The 17,702-nt window shown below is 54.9% G+C and carries 12 protein-coding genes; 8 read left to right on the top strand and 4 right to left on the bottom strand.

The window, feature by feature from the left end; all coding sequences use genetic code 11:
• Positions 1–591: 591 nt before the first annotated feature.
• The 8 genes from KK925_RS06400 to murD all read left to right on the top strand — a co-directional run bounded on the left by KK925_RS06400 (position 592) and on the right by murD (position 11,265).
• Entirely contained in the window at positions 592–1,863 is a 1,272-nt protein-coding gene (locus tag KK925_RS06400) for a M16 family metallopeptidase (protein ID WP_174582072.1), read from the top strand.
• The gene (locus KK925_RS06395) at positions 1,860–3,122 is read left to right on the top strand and encodes an anthranilate synthase component I family protein (RefSeq protein WP_174582071.1); all 1,263 of its coding nucleotides are present in this window, start codon (positions 1,860–1,862) and stop codon (positions 3,120–3,122) included. Before KK925_RS06400 ends, KK925_RS06395 begins: the two co-directional genes overlap by 4 nt.
• A gap of 10 nt (positions 3,123–3,132) precedes the next feature.
• Positions 3,133–4,104, top strand: a complete 972-nt coding sequence (hprK, locus tag KK925_RS06390) for an HPr(Ser) kinase/phosphatase (RefSeq protein WP_174582070.1) — start codon at positions 3,133–3,135, stop codon at positions 4,102–4,104.
• A gap of 10 nt (positions 4,105–4,114) precedes the next feature.
• A complete protein-coding gene (locus KK925_RS06385; RefSeq protein ID WP_174582069.1) occupies positions 4,115–4,432 on the top strand; it encodes an HPr family phosphocarrier protein in 318 nt (105 codons plus the stop codon).
• 206 nt (positions 4,433–4,638) lie between these two features.
• On the top strand, positions 4,639–6,471 hold the full coding sequence (gene ptsP / locus KK925_RS06380) for a phosphoenolpyruvate--protein phosphotransferase (protein ID WP_174582068.1): 1,833 nt from the start codon (positions 4,639–4,641) through the stop codon (positions 6,469–6,471).
• Positions 6,468–7,235, top strand: coding sequence for a nucleotidyltransferase family protein (locus KK925_RS06375; RefSeq protein WP_214096355.1), 768 nt, complete (start codon positions 6,468–6,470; stop codon positions 7,233–7,235). The genes ptsP and KK925_RS06375 overlap by 4 nt, the downstream gene beginning before the upstream one ends.
• Positions 7,236–7,866: 631 nt before the next feature.
• Positions 7,867–9,315: an adenine nucleotide alpha hydrolase family protein gene (locus KK925_RS06370; protein WP_214096354.1), complete on the top strand. Its 1,449-nt coding sequence runs from the start codon at positions 7,867–7,869 to the stop codon at positions 9,313–9,315.
• Positions 9,316–9,912: 597 nt separating this feature from the next.
• On the top strand, positions 9,913–11,265 hold the full coding sequence (gene murD / locus KK925_RS06365; RefSeq protein WP_174582066.1) for a UDP-N-acetylmuramoyl-L-alanine--D-glutamate ligase: 1,353 nt from the start codon (positions 9,913–9,915) through the stop codon (positions 11,263–11,265).
• Positions 11,266–11,814: 549 nt separating this feature from the next.
• Here murD and KK925_RS06360 read toward each other — a convergent pair.
• The 4 genes from KK925_RS06360 to xseB form a co-directional block, all read right to left on the bottom strand.
• Positions 11,815–12,108, bottom strand: a complete 294-nt coding sequence (locus tag KK925_RS06360; protein ID WP_174582065.1) for a VOC family protein — start codon at positions 12,106–12,108, stop codon at positions 11,815–11,817.
• 1,674 nt (positions 12,109–13,782) lie between these two features.
• On the bottom strand, positions 13,783–15,009 hold the full coding sequence (locus KK925_RS06355; RefSeq protein ID WP_174582151.1) for an argininosuccinate synthase: 1,227 nt from the start codon (positions 15,007–15,009) through the stop codon (positions 13,783–13,785).
• A gap of 46 nt (positions 15,010–15,055) precedes the next feature.
• On the bottom strand, positions 15,056–16,939 hold the full coding sequence (gene dxs, locus KK925_RS06350) for a 1-deoxy-D-xylulose-5-phosphate synthase (protein WP_174582064.1): 1,884 nt from the start codon (positions 16,937–16,939) through the stop codon (positions 15,056–15,058).
• A gap of 81 nt (positions 16,940–17,020) precedes the next feature.
• Positions 17,021–17,263, bottom strand: a complete 243-nt coding sequence (gene xseB / locus KK925_RS06345) for an exodeoxyribonuclease VII small subunit (RefSeq protein WP_174582063.1) — start codon at positions 17,261–17,263, stop codon at positions 17,021–17,023.
• Between the last annotated feature and the right edge of the window lie 439 nt (positions 17,264–17,702).

The raw sequence follows: 17,702 nt of genomic DNA, 5'->3' as shown, positions 1-17,702 counted from the left end.
CCCCGTGAGGTTGTGGAAAGACATCGAAAAAGTGTTTTTCTAGCGCTGCCACGCTTGTCTTAAGCAATCCTCTTAACTCTTACAATCCCCTTAACAACGGGCCGCCGGCCCGTTAGCCACCAAGGCCCGCCAGGATAAGACGCAAGAACACCGGGAGCCCGATTCCGGGGAGAAAATCGAACGGGCAACTCCACCAGGGACTCGTAAGACCTTTCGGCAGGCTAAAAGCCGGTGGCCTAAGAGGCAGACCGTACTTAGGTGGTGGCAGGACCGCCAAAGCTCGAAAAGAGCCTTTTTTCCAAGAGCCTTTTTTCCTCTTCGCAGCTTTTTTGGGATACCGCGGGTCTTGGCTGGTATGGGCCCCATAGGCGCCGAGGAAAAAAGCTGAAAAACGGAAGAAAGCGAAATAAGAGAAAGACAAAATGCCCTTAGATTTCTTACAGGGTAATTTCTCTTCCTTAGTAAATAGGTTCTTTTTTCTTTGTGAAGACACCGTGGTCCCCGGTGACTCCCTCCGCAGATTGCCGGCTTGGGCTGCAAAAGACGCGTCGACCCGTTGACAGGCCCCCTCGTTTCGAGGAAGCTTGGCCGGTGAACTACAAGACCGTCGCTTGCAATGGATGCCTCCACGTTGCCCTGGCCACCATGCCTCACGTGGAAAGCGTGTGCGCCGGTTTATGGCTTGCCGTGGGTAGTCGCCACGAGAGGGCAACCCTTTCGGGGATTTCCCACTTCGTGGAACACCTGCTTTTTAAAGGGACCCGAAAGCGAACCGCCAGGCAGATTTCCCGGGAAATCGAAGGTGTCGGAGGCTACCTCGACGGATTTACCGGGGAAGAGATGACGTGCTGCTACGCAGCGGCCGGCGCAAAACATGCGGAACTATTGCTCGATGTCCTTTTTGACATGGTGGACAATCCCACGTTTCCGGCCGACGAAATCGAAAAAGAGCGAGGGGTCATCCTTGAAGAAATCAAGATGTACGAGGATCAACCCGCCCAGCGGGCCCAGGAACTGCTTAACTCCCTGCTATGGCCAGACCACCCCCTGGGCCGACCCATTACGGGCTTCCCGGAGACAGTGGCCCAGATAGGGAGAAAAGACCTGGTGGCCCATTGGAAAAAGTACTACGCCCAGGGAAGGTTGTACGTCGTCGTGGCCGGCAACATCGATCCGGGGAAAGTTGTGGACTTCGTGCTCAAACGAGCCTCTTCCCGCAGAAAGCCCGTTCGGCGCAGCTATCCGGTCTTTCGCGACCGCCGCTCCAAGCCGGGTGTTGCTTGCCTTACCAAGCCCGTCGAACAAACCCACCTAGCGATAGGGCTTCGCGGGGTTTCCCGGCACGATCCCCGGAGATTGGCCGTCAAACTCGCCAGTGTCATCCTGGGAGAAAACATGAGCTCGCGGCTTTTCCAAATCCTCCGGGAGGAACACGGGCTTGCTTATTCCATCTCTTCCGGTACCTGCCACTTTGCCGATACGGGTGCGCTTACGATTCTGGCGGGGGTCGAGACGGACCGGGCGCTAGAAGCTCTCCAACTTATTTTACGCGTGGTGGCTTCCCTAGGCCGGAAATCACCGAGCTCAGCGGAGCTGCGTCGTGCCAAGGAATATGTGATCGGGCAACTGTACCTGGGCTTAGAGAGCACGATCAACCAGATGCTGTGGGTCGGAGAAAGTCTGGTGGGATACGGATCGGTTTGGACCCCCGCGGAATATGAAAAAGCGATCGAGGCCGTTGGCCCGGAAGCCGTCCAGAATGTCTGTCGATACCTAGCCTCGGATCGGCGTCTTTGTGTGGCCGTCGTGGGACCGGAGCCGCCCGTAGAACCGATCCAAGCGGTTGCCTCGTTCCGACCATGACCGACTATGTCCTTTTCCGCTCCTGGGACGCCACAGGGATGTTTCTCGAGGGGGAAGGTGCCGTCGAAATCCTCGCCGGAACGCGGGAAAACTGGGACGAGATCGGGGCCGTTCTGGCGCGCTATGAGCCGGTCGGTCCGAAGGAAGCTCCTTTGTTTTCGGGCGGCGCCGTCGGTTACATTACTTACGAGGGGGAATTCTGGTTTGGGATTTATCCAGAACTTCGTCGCGTCCCGTGCCCGGGGAGTTCCTGCCGGTGGCAAGAACGAAAAGCCAGCCACCACCACAAAGACCGACGGGCGGGTTCGTGGGAGCTTGAGATCTCTCCAAAGCGATGGATCACGATGGTGGAGCAGGCCCACGAGTACATCCGATCTGGAGATATTTACCAAGTCAATCTTTCCCACCGCATGCACGCGCCCTTTTCCGGCAACCCGTACGAGCTGTTCGAGGAACTTCTGGCTGGTGACCCTGCCCCCGGAGCCGCGTTCTTTGAAACACCGAAGCTTGTGCTCCTGTCGGCCTCTCCGGAGCTTTTTCTTCGGGTAGAGGGATCCTCCATCGTCACACGTCCGATTAAAGGTACCCGGCCTCGAGGACAAACCCCCGAAGAAGATCAAAGACTCGCCGAAGAACTGGCGAGCCATTCCAAAGAGCTCGCCGAGCTCATCATGATTACAGATCTGGAACGAAACGATCTGGGAGTCATCTGCCAATGGGGAACTGTCCGGGCACCCAAAGTAGCGGAGCTGGAGTCCTTTGCCTTCGTTCACCACCTAGTTTCGACTGTCGAAGGGCAACTGCGGCCGGGCACTAGCGTGGGCGACATTTTGCGCGCCTGTTTTCCCGGTGGGTCCGTAACAGGTGCCCCCAAAAAGAGAGCAATGGAGATTATCCGAGAGCTCGAACAAGCGCCCCGCGGCATCTATACGGGGGCGTTTGGGATGATCGGTTTTCAGGGCGAGATGGTCTTCACCATGGGCATCCGTATTTTGGTGTGGGATGGAACCCACCTGTGGCTGCAGGTTGGAAGCGGGATTACGATTGACTCCGAATCCCTGGCCGAATATAAGGAAACGCTCGACAAGGCACGAGGCTTACAGGAGGCATTGTCCCGCTGGGAGAAGGGTAAACCCAATGCAAACACAAAGAAGGACCTCTCTTTTTTGCGTTCCCCCCCAACCCCTAAATCGCGTGGAAGTCCCGCTTGGTGGGACTACGTTTTACCAAAGGCAAGAAAGCGAACAAACAGCGTGTGAATTTCCTCTGATGCCTGCGGCTTCCCATCCAACCTACCGGCGTGTCCCTGAAGTGACCGTCGGACAGTTCTACGAGCACCACGGGCGGCAGCTTCATCTTTCCTTATTAGCGGGAAAAGCTGGTCTTTCTCGTACAATCCGCGAGGGTTCCGTAAACCGTCCCGGGCTTGCCCTTGCGGGTTACTTTAAATACTTCGCGCGTCACCGGGTTCAGGTCATTGGCAAGGCCGAAAATTCCTACATTCACGGGTTGCCTCCCGAGGAAAGCCGGAAACGTTTAAGCGCGCTTTTTGAAAAGGAAATCCCCTGCTTGATTTTGGCACGAAGTCTAGCAGCTCCCCCCATCGTTCTGGAGGAGGCAGAAAAGCATTCCATTGCCGTTTTCCGGTCGCCGCTGCAGACCATGAGACTGATTAACGCCATTACCATTTGCTTGGAGATGGATTTTGCGCCGCAAATCTTGGAACAGGGAAGCATGGTGGACATCCAAGGGGTTGGCGTGCTCATCAAAGGATCGAGCGGAGTCGGAAAAAGTGAATGCGTGCTTTCCTTGGTAGAGCGAGGGCATACCCTTGTGTCTGACGACGCAACCTTGATTCGTTGTGTGGAGGGAAGGGAGCTCGTCGCCACGGCCCCGGAGCAAACGCGCTTTCATATGGAGGTCCGTGGAATTGGTATTATCAATGTGGCCAGCGTCTATGGCGTAAGAGGAATTCGGTTGGAAAAACGATTGGATCTGGTCGTCACTCTGAAAGAATGGAGCGAGGGATTCGAAATGGATCGGATCGGGTTGGATCAGGGGCACTGCGAAATCTTGAAAATCCGGGTGCCTCATGTTACGATACCCGTGCGTCCGGGCCGCAATCTTGCTACGCTGGTTGAGGTGGCAGCGCTGGACCAGAAGCTTCGCGCCATGGGGTATCATGCCGCGATGGAGTTTAACGAACGTCTCAAGTCTCTCATGAGGCGACGCGGGCGCTAACCGCTAGTTTATGTCAGTCGTGGGTTCGAATTATACGAAACGCAGTGCCGGGTCTTTGCCTGTGGTAACCCGAGAGATGGTGATCCAGAACCGTCTGGGGCTTCATGCGCGTCCGGCGGCTCTTTTCGTTAAAACCGCAACTCGCTACGGAAGCGAGATCCGGGTAGAGAAGGATGGCGAGGAAGTGAACGGAAAGAGTATTATGGGACTCATGCTTCTGGCAGCCGGTTACGGGTCGAGGATTAAAGTTACTGCGGTCGGACCCGACGCTCGGGAAGCCATCGAGGCTTTGGAAAAACTCGTCACCAGCAAGTTCCAAGACGAATGATGAGGGATAGCGATTGGGGACCGGCCGGCGGACAAGCCGGAAACGCGTGAAAATCCCTGGGGTGGGGAGAGGGCGGACCAGGGACCCGGGGTCACCCGCGGAACGAGGGGTTTCGCGAATGCCAATGGGGAAGACAGACCCACGAAGTCTTCCGAAGACGCTTCGAAGCCACGGAGCGTCTTATCAAAATCGCGCAGGGCAAAACGATGGAAGTGGATAACGTTTCGCAAGGCACCACGGCAGAAATGGTGTTGCGGGGAATCCCGGCTTCTCCTGGGCTTGCCATTGGTCCGGCGGTTCTCTTGCAGGAAGGCCGTGTCAAGGTCCCCCGGTGGAAAATTCGGCCGGAGGAGATCCGCGGAGAACTCGAACGCCTGCAAGCTGCCCTTCTGGAAACTCGTCGAGAGCTTTTGGAAGCGAAAGCCAAGCTCGCCGAAAATGAGTCGCAGGGTGCAGCGTCAGTTCTTGACGTTCACCTCATGGTCCTGGAAGACCCAGCGATTCTCGAGGCGCTGAAGGCTCGGTTGGAAGAAAAGCTTTACAATGTTGAATATGTCTACCACGAGATCACCGAAGAGTTTTCCCAACACCTTCTTGCTTTAAACGAGGATTATTTCCGAGAACGAGCCAGTGACATTCGCGACGTGGCCCGGCGAGTTCTGGCTCATTGCCAAGGCAACCCCAGCCTCGCCCGGTGGCAGCTGGAGGAACCCAGCATCCTGGCAGCACGATCGCTCTACCTCTCGGACGTTGTAGCTCTGGATCGACGAGCCCTTTTGGGACTCATCACCGAAGAAGGTACACGCACGTCCCATGCGGCCATACTGGCTCGATCCCTGAACATTCCCGCCGTCGTCGGCCTGGGAGGGCTCCTGAAACACCTCAACGACCAGGTAGAAATTCTGGTGGATGGAGTCGAAGGGTGGGTCGTAATCCGGCCCTCCGAATCGACCAAACGACGTCTTCTCGAGCGGCAAATGCGCCGCAACCACTTGGAGGCAAGGCTCAACCTGAGCCGAGATCTTACTGCTGTAACAAGGGACGGCCGTCATATCACTGTATCGGCCAATGTCGAACTTCCGGATGATATTCCGCTGGTTCGTGCTAATGGAGCTGAGGGGATTGGGCTTTTACGTACGGAATTTCTTTTCCTCAACCGAGCCACGCCTCCCAGCGAAGAGGAACAATGCGCTGCGTATCGAGAAATCGCGCAGGCAGTCAAACCCCACGGGGTCATCATTCGAACCTTGGACCTCGGGGCGGATAAACTCGGTCCTTTGTTGCCCAATCCGGTCCGGGAAGCCAATCCATTCCTGGGATGGCGCGGAATCCGGCTCTCACTGGATTGCCGGAACCTCTTCCAAACACAGCTCCGCGCAATTTGGCGAGCGGGTACCGAAGGCAACGTGCGGGTCATGTTTCCTATGGTGACTACGCTTGAGGAGCTGCGCTTGGCCAAAGAGCTCTTCTGGCAATGCCGCCAGCAACTTTGCGAGGAAGGGGTGCCAGTGCCGGAACAGATAGAGTGCGGCGTCATGGTGGAGGTCCCTTCCGTGGCCCTTTTGGCTGACCTTTTTGCCCGAGAAGTCGATTTTTTTAGCGTTGGCACCAACGACCTTGTGCAGTACACCCTCGCGGTGGACCGTTTGAACGGAAAAGTCAGTGCACTCTATCAACCTACCCATCCCTCCGTCTTACGCCTCCTCCACCGGGTAGTGGAAGAAGCGCACCGTTTCCATATCTGGGTGGGAGTGTGCGGTGAAATGGCAGCTGACCTGTTTTCGGCTCTGGCTCTTGTCGCGCTTGGCGTAGACGAGCTTTCCATGGGATCCGTTTTCGTTCCTTGGATTAAGGATGCCATCCGGCACGTCCACTATGGGGAGCTGCGCAAGCATGTCGATGAACTAACCCAGTGCCCCACGAGCGGGGACGTCTTGGAACGGCTCCGCGAACTGGCCCAGTTGTATTTCCCGCACCTTTTGGAGGAGGAGAACCAGTGGGAAGCTGGCGGCCTTTCCCCATCCATTCCTGGGACATGAAAGCTATTATTCTTGCCGCAGGCTACGGTACCCGTTTGGCACCCCTTACTGATTGCTGCCCAAAAGCCCTGCTTCCTGTGGGTGGCCGGCCGATCCTGGAATACATCCTAGACTCGCTAGTGGCCACGGACGGGATTGAGGAAGCTTGTGTGGTGAGTAATGCCAAATTTTACCCCTCCTTTCTCCAGTGGGCAGCAACGTGGAAAACTCAGGCTTCTTTGCCTTTTGCTCTCCATATCCTTAACGACGGGACGACGTCCGACGCCACTCGGAGGGGTGCCATAGGAGACCTCTGGTTTGCCCTCACAGACAGAGGATGGAACCAGGATGAGATTCTCGTCGTGGCAGGAGATAACCTTTTTCGCTCCTCTCTTTCACCGATGGTTCAACTCGGCAGAGACCGCCGGGCGCCCGTAGTGGCGGTTTACCGCGTCCCAGAGCTTGCATCGGTACGCTTGTACAACCACCTTCGAACCGATCGGGAGGGTCGAATCGTTTTCTTTGAGGAAAAGCCGGACTCACCCCAAGACACACGCGTGGCTGTCGGCCTCTACTACTTCCCACCGGAACTTCCGCAATGGCTCAAAGACTACCTTTGCCAAACCGACAACCGCGACCAGCCTGGGCGATTCATCCAATGGCTGTTTCCCAAAGTTCCGGTGTACGTGTGGGAGTTACCCGGCCTATGGTTTGACATTGGGTCACGGCAAGCGCTGGAAGAAGCGGATCAAGCGGTACGATCGGTAGGCGTCTCGAAAGCCTAGTCCTTTAGGTCGAAGCAAGTGATTTTCGGGGTTGCGGGGAACAACGTTGGCGCGGCCCTGGAAACTTTTTCCCGCGACGTGCTCCTCATGTCTATTGACCTGTGACTTCCATCCGCCTGAGCCAAAGCAGGGGTTCGGGCCCAAGCTAGCGGTTAAGAGATGGCCGGCTTTGGCTTGTGCTCGATGCGAGCGAGTTTCCCTCCTTGAAGAAAGCTTCGATCTTTTCCTCGAGTATTTCCCTAAAAGCTTAGAGCCATTGCTTCCTTCCAACGAGCCGACAACCAAAAGTTTTTCCTCTCCCAAAGCCAGGCTTTTCGGTTGCCCAAGAGATGCCCATGGGAGAAGAAAGGTCCCTTCCCCTAGGAAAAAGGCAGAGCCGATCGATCTCCAAAAGCCATTGCCTTTTTGCCTTACCCGGCCTCTAATGAAACGAGTCCGACCGCCGGCCACGGCAATGACCCATGGGAGACCCGCTCTGGAGCCCTTGGTCGGTCCTTTGCAAGACATTGAGTGGCGACCAGGCTCACTTGAAAGAGAGGCTAGCTCCTAGGAAGAAAGAGAGTGGAAGATTACGAGCAGGCCTAAGGAACCAAAATCGCTCTATTGTGATATTCACTCTCCCCTCGCATCTATGGTAACCGAGACCTATCCCTCCTCCCCGTTAGAGCGCTTTGCACGCTTAAGAAAACGATTCCCCCAGATGCATTATGAATCCGTGGAATTTGAGGAGAGCCAAAACGAACTGAAGGTCCAATTCTCCTTCCGGATCCCCCCACTCCCCCCATTTCGAACGCTCTGGCGTTTACCCAAACCCCCTGGTGGAAGCTCTGTCCACCATCTCCCTTGGGTAAGGAATTTCGCCTTCCACCTGGGTTTGGTTGAAATGATTAGCTATTGGAAGGGAGCTTGTCCTCCTTGGATCCATGTTATTGCGGGAGAGCTCTCTATAGCTCAAGCCTTGTGGTGGAGAAAGCTTTTCCACCGAGGTCTTTCTGAGTTTTCCTACCGTAATGGCCTTGCAGTGGGAGAAGAAGAGTGGGTCCAGTTCGTTTGTGAGAAACCCAGGGATCTCGCTTTGCTTCCGTGGGAAGGTTCTCGTAGGTCAGCCGGAATCCTCGTCCCCGTGGGAGGAGGAAAAGATTCCCTGGTAACATTACATCTCCTGCAAAGCCGGCAGGAACCCATCTATCTATTCTTTCTTAACCCGGGCAAACGGCAGTGGAAGATAGCCGAATACTTCGGTTTTCCTAAGGAACGCGTTTTCGTGGCTCACCGGACTCTGGATCCTTTACTTGTAGAACTCAACGCGAAAGGGTGGCTGAACGGGCATATTCCCTTCTCGGCGGTTCTTGCCTTTGCATCGGTCTGGGTTGCAGCCCTTTTTGGTCTGTCTCACGTCATCGTGTCCCACGAAGCAAGCGCGGATTGCAGCACGGTGCCAGGCACCGAAGTCAACCACCAGTATTCCAAAAGCAGCACCTTTGAGCAAGATTTCCGGCAGTACCTTGCTCAATGGCTTTCCCCGCATATCACCTACTTTAGCCTTTTGCGCCCATGGAATGAGCTCCAAATTACCCATCAGTTTAGCCATCTACCTTCGAAAGTAGGCGAGATTTTTCGCAGCTGTAACGCCCGCACGCCCGACGAAACTTGGTGTGGACAATGCCCGAAATGCCTCTTTGTGCATATTATGCTCTCCGCATTCTTGCCACAACCAACGTGCCGAGCTTTTCTTGGGTGTGATCCGTTGAATGATGTCTCCCTCGCAAAAGTGATCGATTCCCTAACATTGTCCGATCTTGCCAGCCCCTTTGAATGCGTCGGAACCAAGGAAGAAACCAGGGCAGCACTTTCAGCATGCATCCACCGGAGCGCCAACCCAGCGCATCTTCCTTTACTTGTTCGACGCTTCGCCGAGGATCATAGGGAAACTCTTTTTTGTCCTGAAAAGATTGCCGTTCTCCTCTCCTCGTGGCATCCTGTGCACTGGTTGCCAAAAGATTTTGAGGCCAATCTAAAGCTAAGAACTCCCTCTTTTGAGGAAGCACTAGAGGAACTGCGACTCCCTTTAAATGCTTAGTTTGACAGAACTAGCTAGCGTGTATTCTGAACTTAATTGTCTCCATTTCTTTGCCCAAAAGGCTGCGCTTTTCGTGACAAGGGATAACTAGGATTTTTTACCAAACGAAAGAGAGTGTCCGCTCCCCTATTGAGGCTACCTTGTCCAGCACGGCTAACGAGGAGCTGTCAGAAGTCCCTGCATGGATAGGAGGTCGAGCGAGTTGACCTTGATGAGGCCTCTCCCTTAAGCTAGCCAAAGGTTATCGAGCTTTAAAGACTCCTCTCTTTTCTTGCTCTATTCCGTCCATAGGACATCGTCGCGGTTTTACCACTTTATTTCTTTGACCGATCCACCCTTGGGTACGCGACGCGGATTTCCGCCTGGCCAGCGGAGCGTGGCGTGAGGTAGGGATCGACAAGAGCAGGTTAGGGAATTCCCCAGATTGGGCCAGGGTCGGCGTCCTGGCTCTTAGTTTTCCGTCCTATCGTGAATGACAACGGCTTTTTTAGGAAAAGGGGTTTGCAAACGGGCCTGGCACTACTTTTTGGGCTTCCATAAAAAGTAAGGGAAAAGATTGGTTTGCTATCCACCCTCAAACTTCGCCAAAAGGGAATCATGCAGTCATCCTCGGCGGGCAAAGAGGCATTGGAGGAGTTTTTTTGCGGCACAACCATTTTGGTTTGGGGGCTTGGGCGGGAAGGAACCAGCTTTTTGCAACTTGCCTCCGGCTGGAAGGACGTCTCGCTTGTCGTTACCGACCGGGTCGAACCAGACGATGCCAGACGGACCCTTTTTTCTCGAGCCCAGTGGCTTCCCGAACCAGAAGCCGTAGAACAACTGGATCGTTTTGACTGGGTAGTGAAAAGCCCAGGTGTTTGCGTCCGAAAGTTTGGACTTTCCCATGAGGCTTGCGGGAAGATTCTCTCCCAATGTGAACTCCTTCTTCGGTTCTCCCCGGGACCTGTCGTTGGTGTTACCGGAACTAAGGGAAAAAGCACAACAGCCGCCCTTTTATATCAGATGATTCTCCGGTCGGGTCGATCGGCCCGAGTCGTGGGAAACTTTGGCACCCCACCCTTGGAAGGATTCGAGACTCTATCTATTGAAACCTTTGTCGTTTGCGAATTATCCTCCTACCAGCTGGAGTTCATGCGAGCCTCACCCCATGTTGCTGTCTGGCTTAACCTGTTTCCGGAACACCTCGATTACCACGGGGGCTTCCAAGAATACCAGAAAGCCAAGGCCCGGATCGCGCTTTTTCAAAAGCCCGGTGACTACCTCATTTATCACGGTAGCGACGCGGGTATCCAAGAAGCCCTGACACGTTTCCCCCTTTCCTCTCAACCCATTCCTTTTGATCTACCGGACGGAAGGAGCCTTCCCGAAAGCCCCTTCCTCCAAGGCCGCCACAATCGCCTTAACATCATCGCTGCCGCAAGAGCGGCCCAGCTACTCGGAATTGAAACTTCCGCCATTTTTGCAACGATCCAGGACTTTCAAGGTCTTCCTCACCGTTTGGAACGGGTCGGGGTTTTTGATGGGATTACCTACTACGATGACGCTATTTCCACGGTCCCCCAGGCAACCTTGGCTGCGCTAGAAGCTATCAGAGACACTGCCACTCTCATCCTCGGCGGCCAGGATCGGGGAATCCCTTATGAGGATTTCGCGAGAAAGCTTGCCCGTTCTTCCGTTTCAACACTCCTCCTTCTTCCTCCCAGCGGACTACGCCTGGCTAAGGTTCTTTCTTTGATCGATCCACCCTTCCCAGGAAACATTCTCGTAGTCCAGACTCTGGAAGAAGCAGTGGAAGAGGCCTTCCGGCACACGCCCAAGGGAAAAAGTTGCCTGTTTTCTCCCGCCGCGCCGAGCGCCCCACCATTTCGCAATTTTGAAGAGCGAGGAGAAGCCTTTAAGCACCTTGTACGGGCCATGGGCTCCTCGGCAAATCGCCTTGTGGGAGGATGATCCTTGGGATTTTTCTAGAGAAAAAGAGCCGCCACCCTCGGGAGCGTACCATCCGGGCACACCTGAAGTTGTGGCATCAAAAGACATTCCTGGAAGCGATCCTCCTGGAACGAAACCTTGGCCAACAGGCATAGAATCCTACCTACAAGAAGTTTTCCAGAGCTTCCGTTAGAACTAGGTTACCCTGTCGTAATCCATGCTTGGCCGGCGCGTTCTCACAGCTGGCCCAGAGTCCAAGAGTTGCACCAACCGAGCTAAAAGAGTCATAGCTGCCCTTTTGTATGGCAGCCCGTCCGAGATCTCTCCGTATCGCCCGTTTCCCCTGCCCGCTCTATGCAACCGATTGCGCAAGCGTTCCTGCGTTCGGCTCCCGGACAACCTTCGAGCAGGATGATGGACACGGCAGAGTCCGCTTAGCTGCCAAGGGAAATAAGAGCGAACTTATCCTGGCGAAACTTGTACGGAAATTTGTGAGATTTTCGAATCTGAAAGGAAAGAATAACCCATTTACTCTTCTGAGATCGCGCCGTCTCGATAGCCCGAAAGTAGCTAGGGCACAATCCAAAGAGCAAGTCGCGCTTCCTCTACTGTAACCACCTGGATCCGGTTTCCGAAGGGGTCAAAAGAAAGACAAGGGAATCCAGCTCCCCGAGCTAAGCCGTATTTCTCGGGAACTATGGAACAAAACTCTATCAGTTTGTCTTTCTCCAACCAAAAGAACGCTCTCCGCTCAAGTGCCAGTAAAAGATGTAAACCAAAAACGTCCTGGTAAAACGTGACGGCTCTTTGAATATCATCTGCCTCAATAAGGAAGTGACGGTATCCAAAGACATCGACCGGCATGTCCCTCTCACAGTCTCAACCCGACCCAAGAGGAGAGAATGTGAGCAGCGCGCGCTCACACACAGAGAGAGACACGCACACAACAGAGAGAGACCAGGAGACACTTTCAACAAAAAGCTCATCGTTTTGTAAGGCAGCGCAGATACTCCCACAAATCCAATGATCCAACGTTCGCTAGAAAGCCCATGCTTTTGGAAAGCAAGTTTGCTAAGTTTCTAGGATCGAGCGACCCGACTCAAACATTGATCCCGAAGCCGACCTGGACGGGCTGGCCAAAAGCGGTTCGTTGACTCATGAACCAAAAATGATACCGAAAACGATCGATCTGACGAAGAGGAGTTGGGAGCTCGCCGCACTTTTCTTTTCTGGTTCAAACTGGTCGAAGCAGGTCTCGTAGACCCATCTGTGATGGCTCACCGGGCGACACCGATGCTTTTTGCCAATGGATTTGCTTCAATGGGCAGCACAGCAGGATTTGGTGGATTCCCTGATCCGGGCGGAAGAAATGGACTTGTAGAATCCAGCGGTGGCGGTGTGCGAGGTGGGACCTCCATATCGGAGGCCGCTCGCCTCGGTGTGGCAGTGACTCGGTTTTCTCCCTGCCGGCCGTTTTCACTCCGTGCTCGGTCCAATGGAGCAAGTGGATTTCCCGCATTCGCCTTTGAGCCCACCTTGACCTATGATGATGCCCATAGGAGATTTTCCAGCCCGCCTTCCCTTGCCTCAGCAACGTCTTCCGGAGCCGCCAAGCACGTCAGGGAGGTTCTAGACTCTTCTTCACCCCGCCCCTGTCTTTGTCCCTTCCGAGGATGCTTCTGCATGAACGCCCACACCCTTCTGGGTCCTTTGTTTTCCAGCTGTTTAGCGACTATGGACCTCTTCGGACCTGCACCCGGACCCGCTGCCGCCCGGTGGCAGGGCAGCGCTTAGGCTCGGTTGGGGGCTACGCCGAACCCCCGGCCGGTTCCCCGCCCAGGACCCTTATGAAGAGCTCCCTTGTGCTCGTGGAGACAGGGAAAATCGGATCGAAGAACAACTTTACCGTTTAGCCGACCGGGGCTCTCCACTACGCAAATGGCCAGCAACCAGCTTCGCCTGTGCTTATCGGCTCTGACGTACATCCTAGTCGAAGCGCTGCGACGCCTGGCCCTGCGAGGAATGGAGTGGGCCGAAGCTTAAGGTCGACGCCCTCCGGGTCCATCTCTTTACGATCGGCACCCTGGTACCTGTCAGCGTCGACCGCGTTCTCCTCTCGATGAGCAGTGCCTAGCCTTGGAAAAGCCTCTTTTCTCAACGCCTGCCAAGCGCTCCGTAGCTAAAGCCTCTCTCAAGACGGCAAGGTCTATTCGTTGAGCAAAGCCTACCCTCGGGAAGAGCTTTGCTCAAAAACCGGCTTTTTGCCCTTTGCAGGGCTCGTCTTAAAACAAAACCCCATGCCGAAACTCTCCAGGACGAAATGTGGAAGACTTTGCAGGGCTTGTGTTAAGGAAAAAACGAACGAAAGCCTTACACGCTCTTACCTTAGCAGAAGCTTTTGGCGACCAAAACTCCTCGTAAGCGAGCCAACCAGCCTCTCTTGTATCGGAGAGCTCATACTGGTGAAAAATGGCGGTCACATAGGCAAAAGCACCCAAATCTTTTCGCCCGAAACGTGAAAAGGACATTCGCTCTCAACTAATCCTCCCGAGCTTCTTTTTGGGACCCGCTTTTGCGCTCGCGCATTCGAGCTTCGGTACGTAATCGCAAGGCTTGGATTCGAATAAAACCGGCTGCATCCCTCTGCTGATAGGACCCATCATCCTCCTCCATGGTGGCCAGGGAAGCATCATAGAGAGAGTAAGGGCTTTTGCGGCCCAAAACGGTAACGTTCCCCTTGTAGAGTTTGAGACGCACCGTTCCTGTGACCCTCTGCTGGCTCTCGTCGATGGCAGACTGAAGGAATTCGCGTTCAGGCGAAAACCAGAACCCATAGTAGACAAGCTCCGCATACTTGGGAGCCAGTTGATCACGCAAATGCATTACCTCTCGATCGAGGGTCAAACTTTCGATCTGCCGATGCGCCACGTAAAGGATAGTTCCCCCAGGAGTTTCATACACCCCACGAGACTTCATCCCAACGAAGCGGTTTTCTACCATGTCCACGCGGCCAATGCCGTGTTTGGCTCCTAGCTGGTTTAATCTTCGCAGCACCTCGCACGGTGAGAATCTCTCCCCGTTAATACCGACACAATCTCCCCGTTCGAACTCCAGTTCCACCACGTCCGGCTCGTTGGGTGCGTTCTCTGGATCGGTCGTCCATTGGAAAAGATCTTTCGGCGGCTCCCTCCAAGGGTCCTCCAACACCCCACTTTCGTAGCTAATATGCAGGAGATTCCGATCGACCGAATAGGGTCTTTGTGGACTTGCCTCGACTGGAATCCCATGGGCCTCGGCATAAGCCAAAAGATCCCGCCGTCCCTTAAAATGCCACTCCCTCCACGGAGCGATCACGGCCAACTCCGGAGCCAAAGCTGCGTAAGCCAGCTCAAACCTGACCTGGTCATTTCCCTTGCCCGTCGCCCCATGGGCTAGCGCGTGGGCTCCTTCGACACGCGCAATTTCGACCTGCCGTTTGGCAATCAACGGTCGCGCGATGCTGGTTCCCAGAAGGTACTGCCCCTCATACACGCTGCTTGCGCGAAACATCGGGTACACGAAGTCACGCACAAACTCTTCCTGAAGATCCTCGACATACACCTTGGACGCTCCCGTTGCGCGAGCCTTCTTTTGGATCTGCGCCACGTCTTCTCCCTGTCCTATGTCCGCATAGAAAGCGATTACCTCGGCACGGTAGGTTTCCCGGATCCACTGGAGGATGACCGAAGTGTCCAAACCGCCGGAGTAAGCAAGAACTACTTTCACCATAGCGACAGGCCCACGGGAGCGCGTTTGGGATCCCATCACTGTGTCAAGCAGAGACAAGGGCGCAAGGACGTCTCAGCGCCGCCAGCACGCGTTGGAGCACCTGATCCCGGGTAAGACCATATTTTGCCCGCAGGCCATCCACCTTACCATGTTCAATAAAGCAATCAGGCCAACCCACCCGAACCACAGGTACACGAAGACCACGGTCATTCAATGCCTCGAGGACGGCACTCCCAAAACCTCCCGCCAACACATGATCCTCGATCGTTACCAGTACGTCACACACTTGCGCAAACGATTCCAAGGTGTTTTGGTCCAAAGGCTTAGCCGATCGAGCGTTGATCAACGCCGTCGAAATGCCCAAAGACTCTAAAGCATCCGCCAATGATTCTCCGAGCGTCGCCATGATTCCCAGGGTAAAAATGGCCACCGTGGTGCCTTCACGCAGTACCTGGGCCTTGCCGATCGGGATCGGCTCCGGAACGTCCTTGACAGGAACCCCTGGACCTGTACCTCGCGGATAGCGAATCGCAATGGGACCCGGATGATGAAGAGCCGTGCAAAGCATGTCCGCTAGCTCATCTTCGTCTTTCGGGTGCAATAGCACCATATTGGGGATGCCCCGCAGATAGGCCACATCAAAAAGACCGTGGTGGGTAGGACCATCGTCGCCGGAAAGACCTCCCCGATCCAAACAGAAAACCACGGGAAGATTTTGAAGGCACACATCGTGGATGACGGGATCAAACGCGCGCTGCAGAAAGGTTGAATAGATCGCGCAAAACGGTTTGAACCCCTTGGTCGCCAAACCAGCCGCGAAAATGACCGCATGTTCCTCGGCTATACCCACGTCGAAGTAACGATCCGGAAAGCGGGGCTGAAACCGGTCCAGACAGGTCCCGTTGGGCATGGCAGCCGTAATGGCGATCACGCGACGGTCCTTTTCCGCAAGCTTGATCAGGGTGTCGGCAAAGACTTCCGAAAAAGTTGGCTTGGAAGAAGCCGGCGTGGCACCGGTCACCGGATCATAAGGACCCAAGCCATGAAATTTCTTTTGCTTTTCCAGTGCCGGTGGAAAACCTCTTCCTTTTTGAGTAAGGACATGCAGCAGTACGGGCGTCTCCTGCTTTTTGAGAAATTCTAGCGTCGAAACAAGGGCAGCAATGTTGTGGCCATCCAGGGGGCCATAGTACGTGAAGCCAAACTCTTCAAAAAGGACACTGGGCCAAAGCATTCCCTTGACCGCTTCCTCGGCCTTTCGCGCCACCCGGACGGCTCCTTTGCCCGCAAGTTTTTCGAGGAATCGCTGAGCCTGCTCCCGGAGCGCAGCGTACTTCTCGTTGGTCGCAATCCGGTTAAAATAGGCCGCAATCGCTCCCACATTGCGATCAATCGACCATTCATTGTCGTTTAAAATGACGATCAAGCGCCGGACTTGCCCTGCAACATTATTGAGTGCCTCATAGGTAATCCCACACGTGAAGGCCGCATCCCCGCAAAGGGCAACCACATGCTCAGGCTCCCCCAGCCGATCCCTGCCCACCGCCATTCCCAAAGCCGCTGAAAGCGCCGTCCCAGCGTGTCCTGCTCCGTAGCAATCGTGCGGGCTTTCCGCCCGGCACATAAACCCGCTGAGCCCTCCGGGTTGACGGATCGTCGAAAATCGCTCACGCCGACCTGTCAAGAGCTTGTGGACATAGGCCTGGTGACTGACATCGAAGACAAATTTGTCTCTCGGGGTCTCAAAGACGTAATGCAACGCCAGGGTTAGCTCTACGACACCCAAATTGGGCCCAAGATGACCCCCATTTTTTGAAAGTACGGTGATGAGCTCCTGCCGGATCTCTTCTGCAAGGATCTTAAGCTCTTCCAAGCTTAGCTTTTTGACATCGGAAGGCCCGTTAATCGTATCCAAAATCCTCCCCATGGTTCTCCCTCGCTCTTCGTTTTCGCTTCCACGAGCCCAACGTCACCCCAACACCCTGGTCCAGGCCTTTGTCTTATTCTCTTACCCTTCCGGCGATCCCGCTCCCCGTCCTCCTTCCTCGACGGAACGGGTTAAGATCTCAATTTTTTGTTCCGCTTGAGCGAGCTTGTCACGGCAAAATTTGAGAAGCCGCATTCCTTCCTCGTATTTTTGGATGAGTTCCTCCAAAGCAACGGAACCTGTTTCCATTTCCCGCACCAGAACCTCGATACGTGCCATGGCCTCTTCGAACGTCTGGGGAGCTCCCTCGGAACCTCTTGTCATAGTCGCTCCCCTTTAGCATTCCCGCAGCCCAAGGTCAACCGGCTCCACTCCCATCCCTCCAGGCAAAGACACGCCTCCGCCGGGCCTCCAAAAAATGCGGGGGTGCCCGACCGCCCCTCGAAGGCAGGTTCACCTGTCTCGGACGCGATCCATGGCACCCCCAGCTCGCGATCGATCCTCCTGAAGATCCCCTTCAATCCATCGCAGGCAGCCCTTCCGGCCACCAGCGCGGCATTCCGGTTGGCCCTAACGACCCGCAAGCCAAACCCTTCGGGTCTTTCTTACTGCGGGCGCTCGAACACCTTGGCCGTAAGATAGATTAACGGGCACAAGAGGATTACAAACACGGCGAATGCGTATTCCATAGGGTGACCTCCGAAGTGTAACTGCCTATCCCGGGTGAAACGAAAACGCAAGAAAAAAGAAGAAAAAAAAGAGG

It is taken from the genome of Candidatus Methylacidithermus pantelleriae, from assembly GCF_905250085.1.
In the GTDB taxonomy this organism is placed as follows: Bacteria; Verrucomicrobiota; Verrucomicrobiia; order Methylacidiphilales; family Methylacidiphilaceae; genus Methylacidithermus; species Methylacidithermus pantelleriae.
This window is presented reverse-complemented; position numbering and strand designations above follow the sequence as displayed.

What these genes read in the sequence shown, in the direction of transcription:
- KK925_RS06395 (WP_174582071.1), top strand. Translation starts at nt 1,860, where the DNA reads ATGACCGACTATGTCCTTTTCCGCTCCTGGGACGCCACAGGGATGTTT.
- hprK (WP_174582070.1), top strand. Translation starts at nt 3,133, where the DNA reads ATGCCTGCGGCTTCCCATCCAACCTACCGGCGTGTCCCTGAAGTGACC.
- KK925_RS06385 (WP_174582069.1), top strand. Translation starts at nt 4,115, where the DNA reads ATGTCAGTCGTGGGTTCGAATTATACGAAACGCAGTGCCGGGTCTTTG.
- ptsP (WP_174582068.1), top strand. Translation starts at nt 4,639, where the DNA reads ATGGAAGTGGATAACGTTTCGCAAGGCACCACGGCAGAAATGGTGTTG.
- KK925_RS06375 (WP_214096355.1), top strand. Translation starts at nt 6,468, where the DNA reads ATGAAAGCTATTATTCTTGCCGCAGGCTACGGTACCCGTTTGGCACCC.
- KK925_RS06370 (WP_214096354.1), top strand. Translation starts at nt 7,867, where the DNA reads ATGGTAACCGAGACCTATCCCTCCTCCCCGTTAGAGCGCTTTGCACGC.
- murD (WP_174582066.1), top strand. Translation starts at nt 9,913, where the DNA reads ATGCAGTCATCCTCGGCGGGCAAAGAGGCATTGGAGGAGTTTTTTTGC.
- KK925_RS06360 (WP_174582065.1), bottom strand. Translation starts at nt 12,108, where the DNA reads ATGCCGGTCGATGTCTTTGGATACCGTCACTTCCTTATTGAGGCAGAT.
- dxs (WP_174582064.1), bottom strand. Translation starts at nt 16,939, where the DNA reads ATGGGGAGGATTTTGGATACGATTAACGGGCCTTCCGATGTCAAAAAG.
- xseB (WP_174582063.1), bottom strand. Translation starts at nt 17,263, where the DNA reads ATGACAAGAGGTTCCGAGGGAGCTCCCCAGACGTTCGAAGAGGCCATG.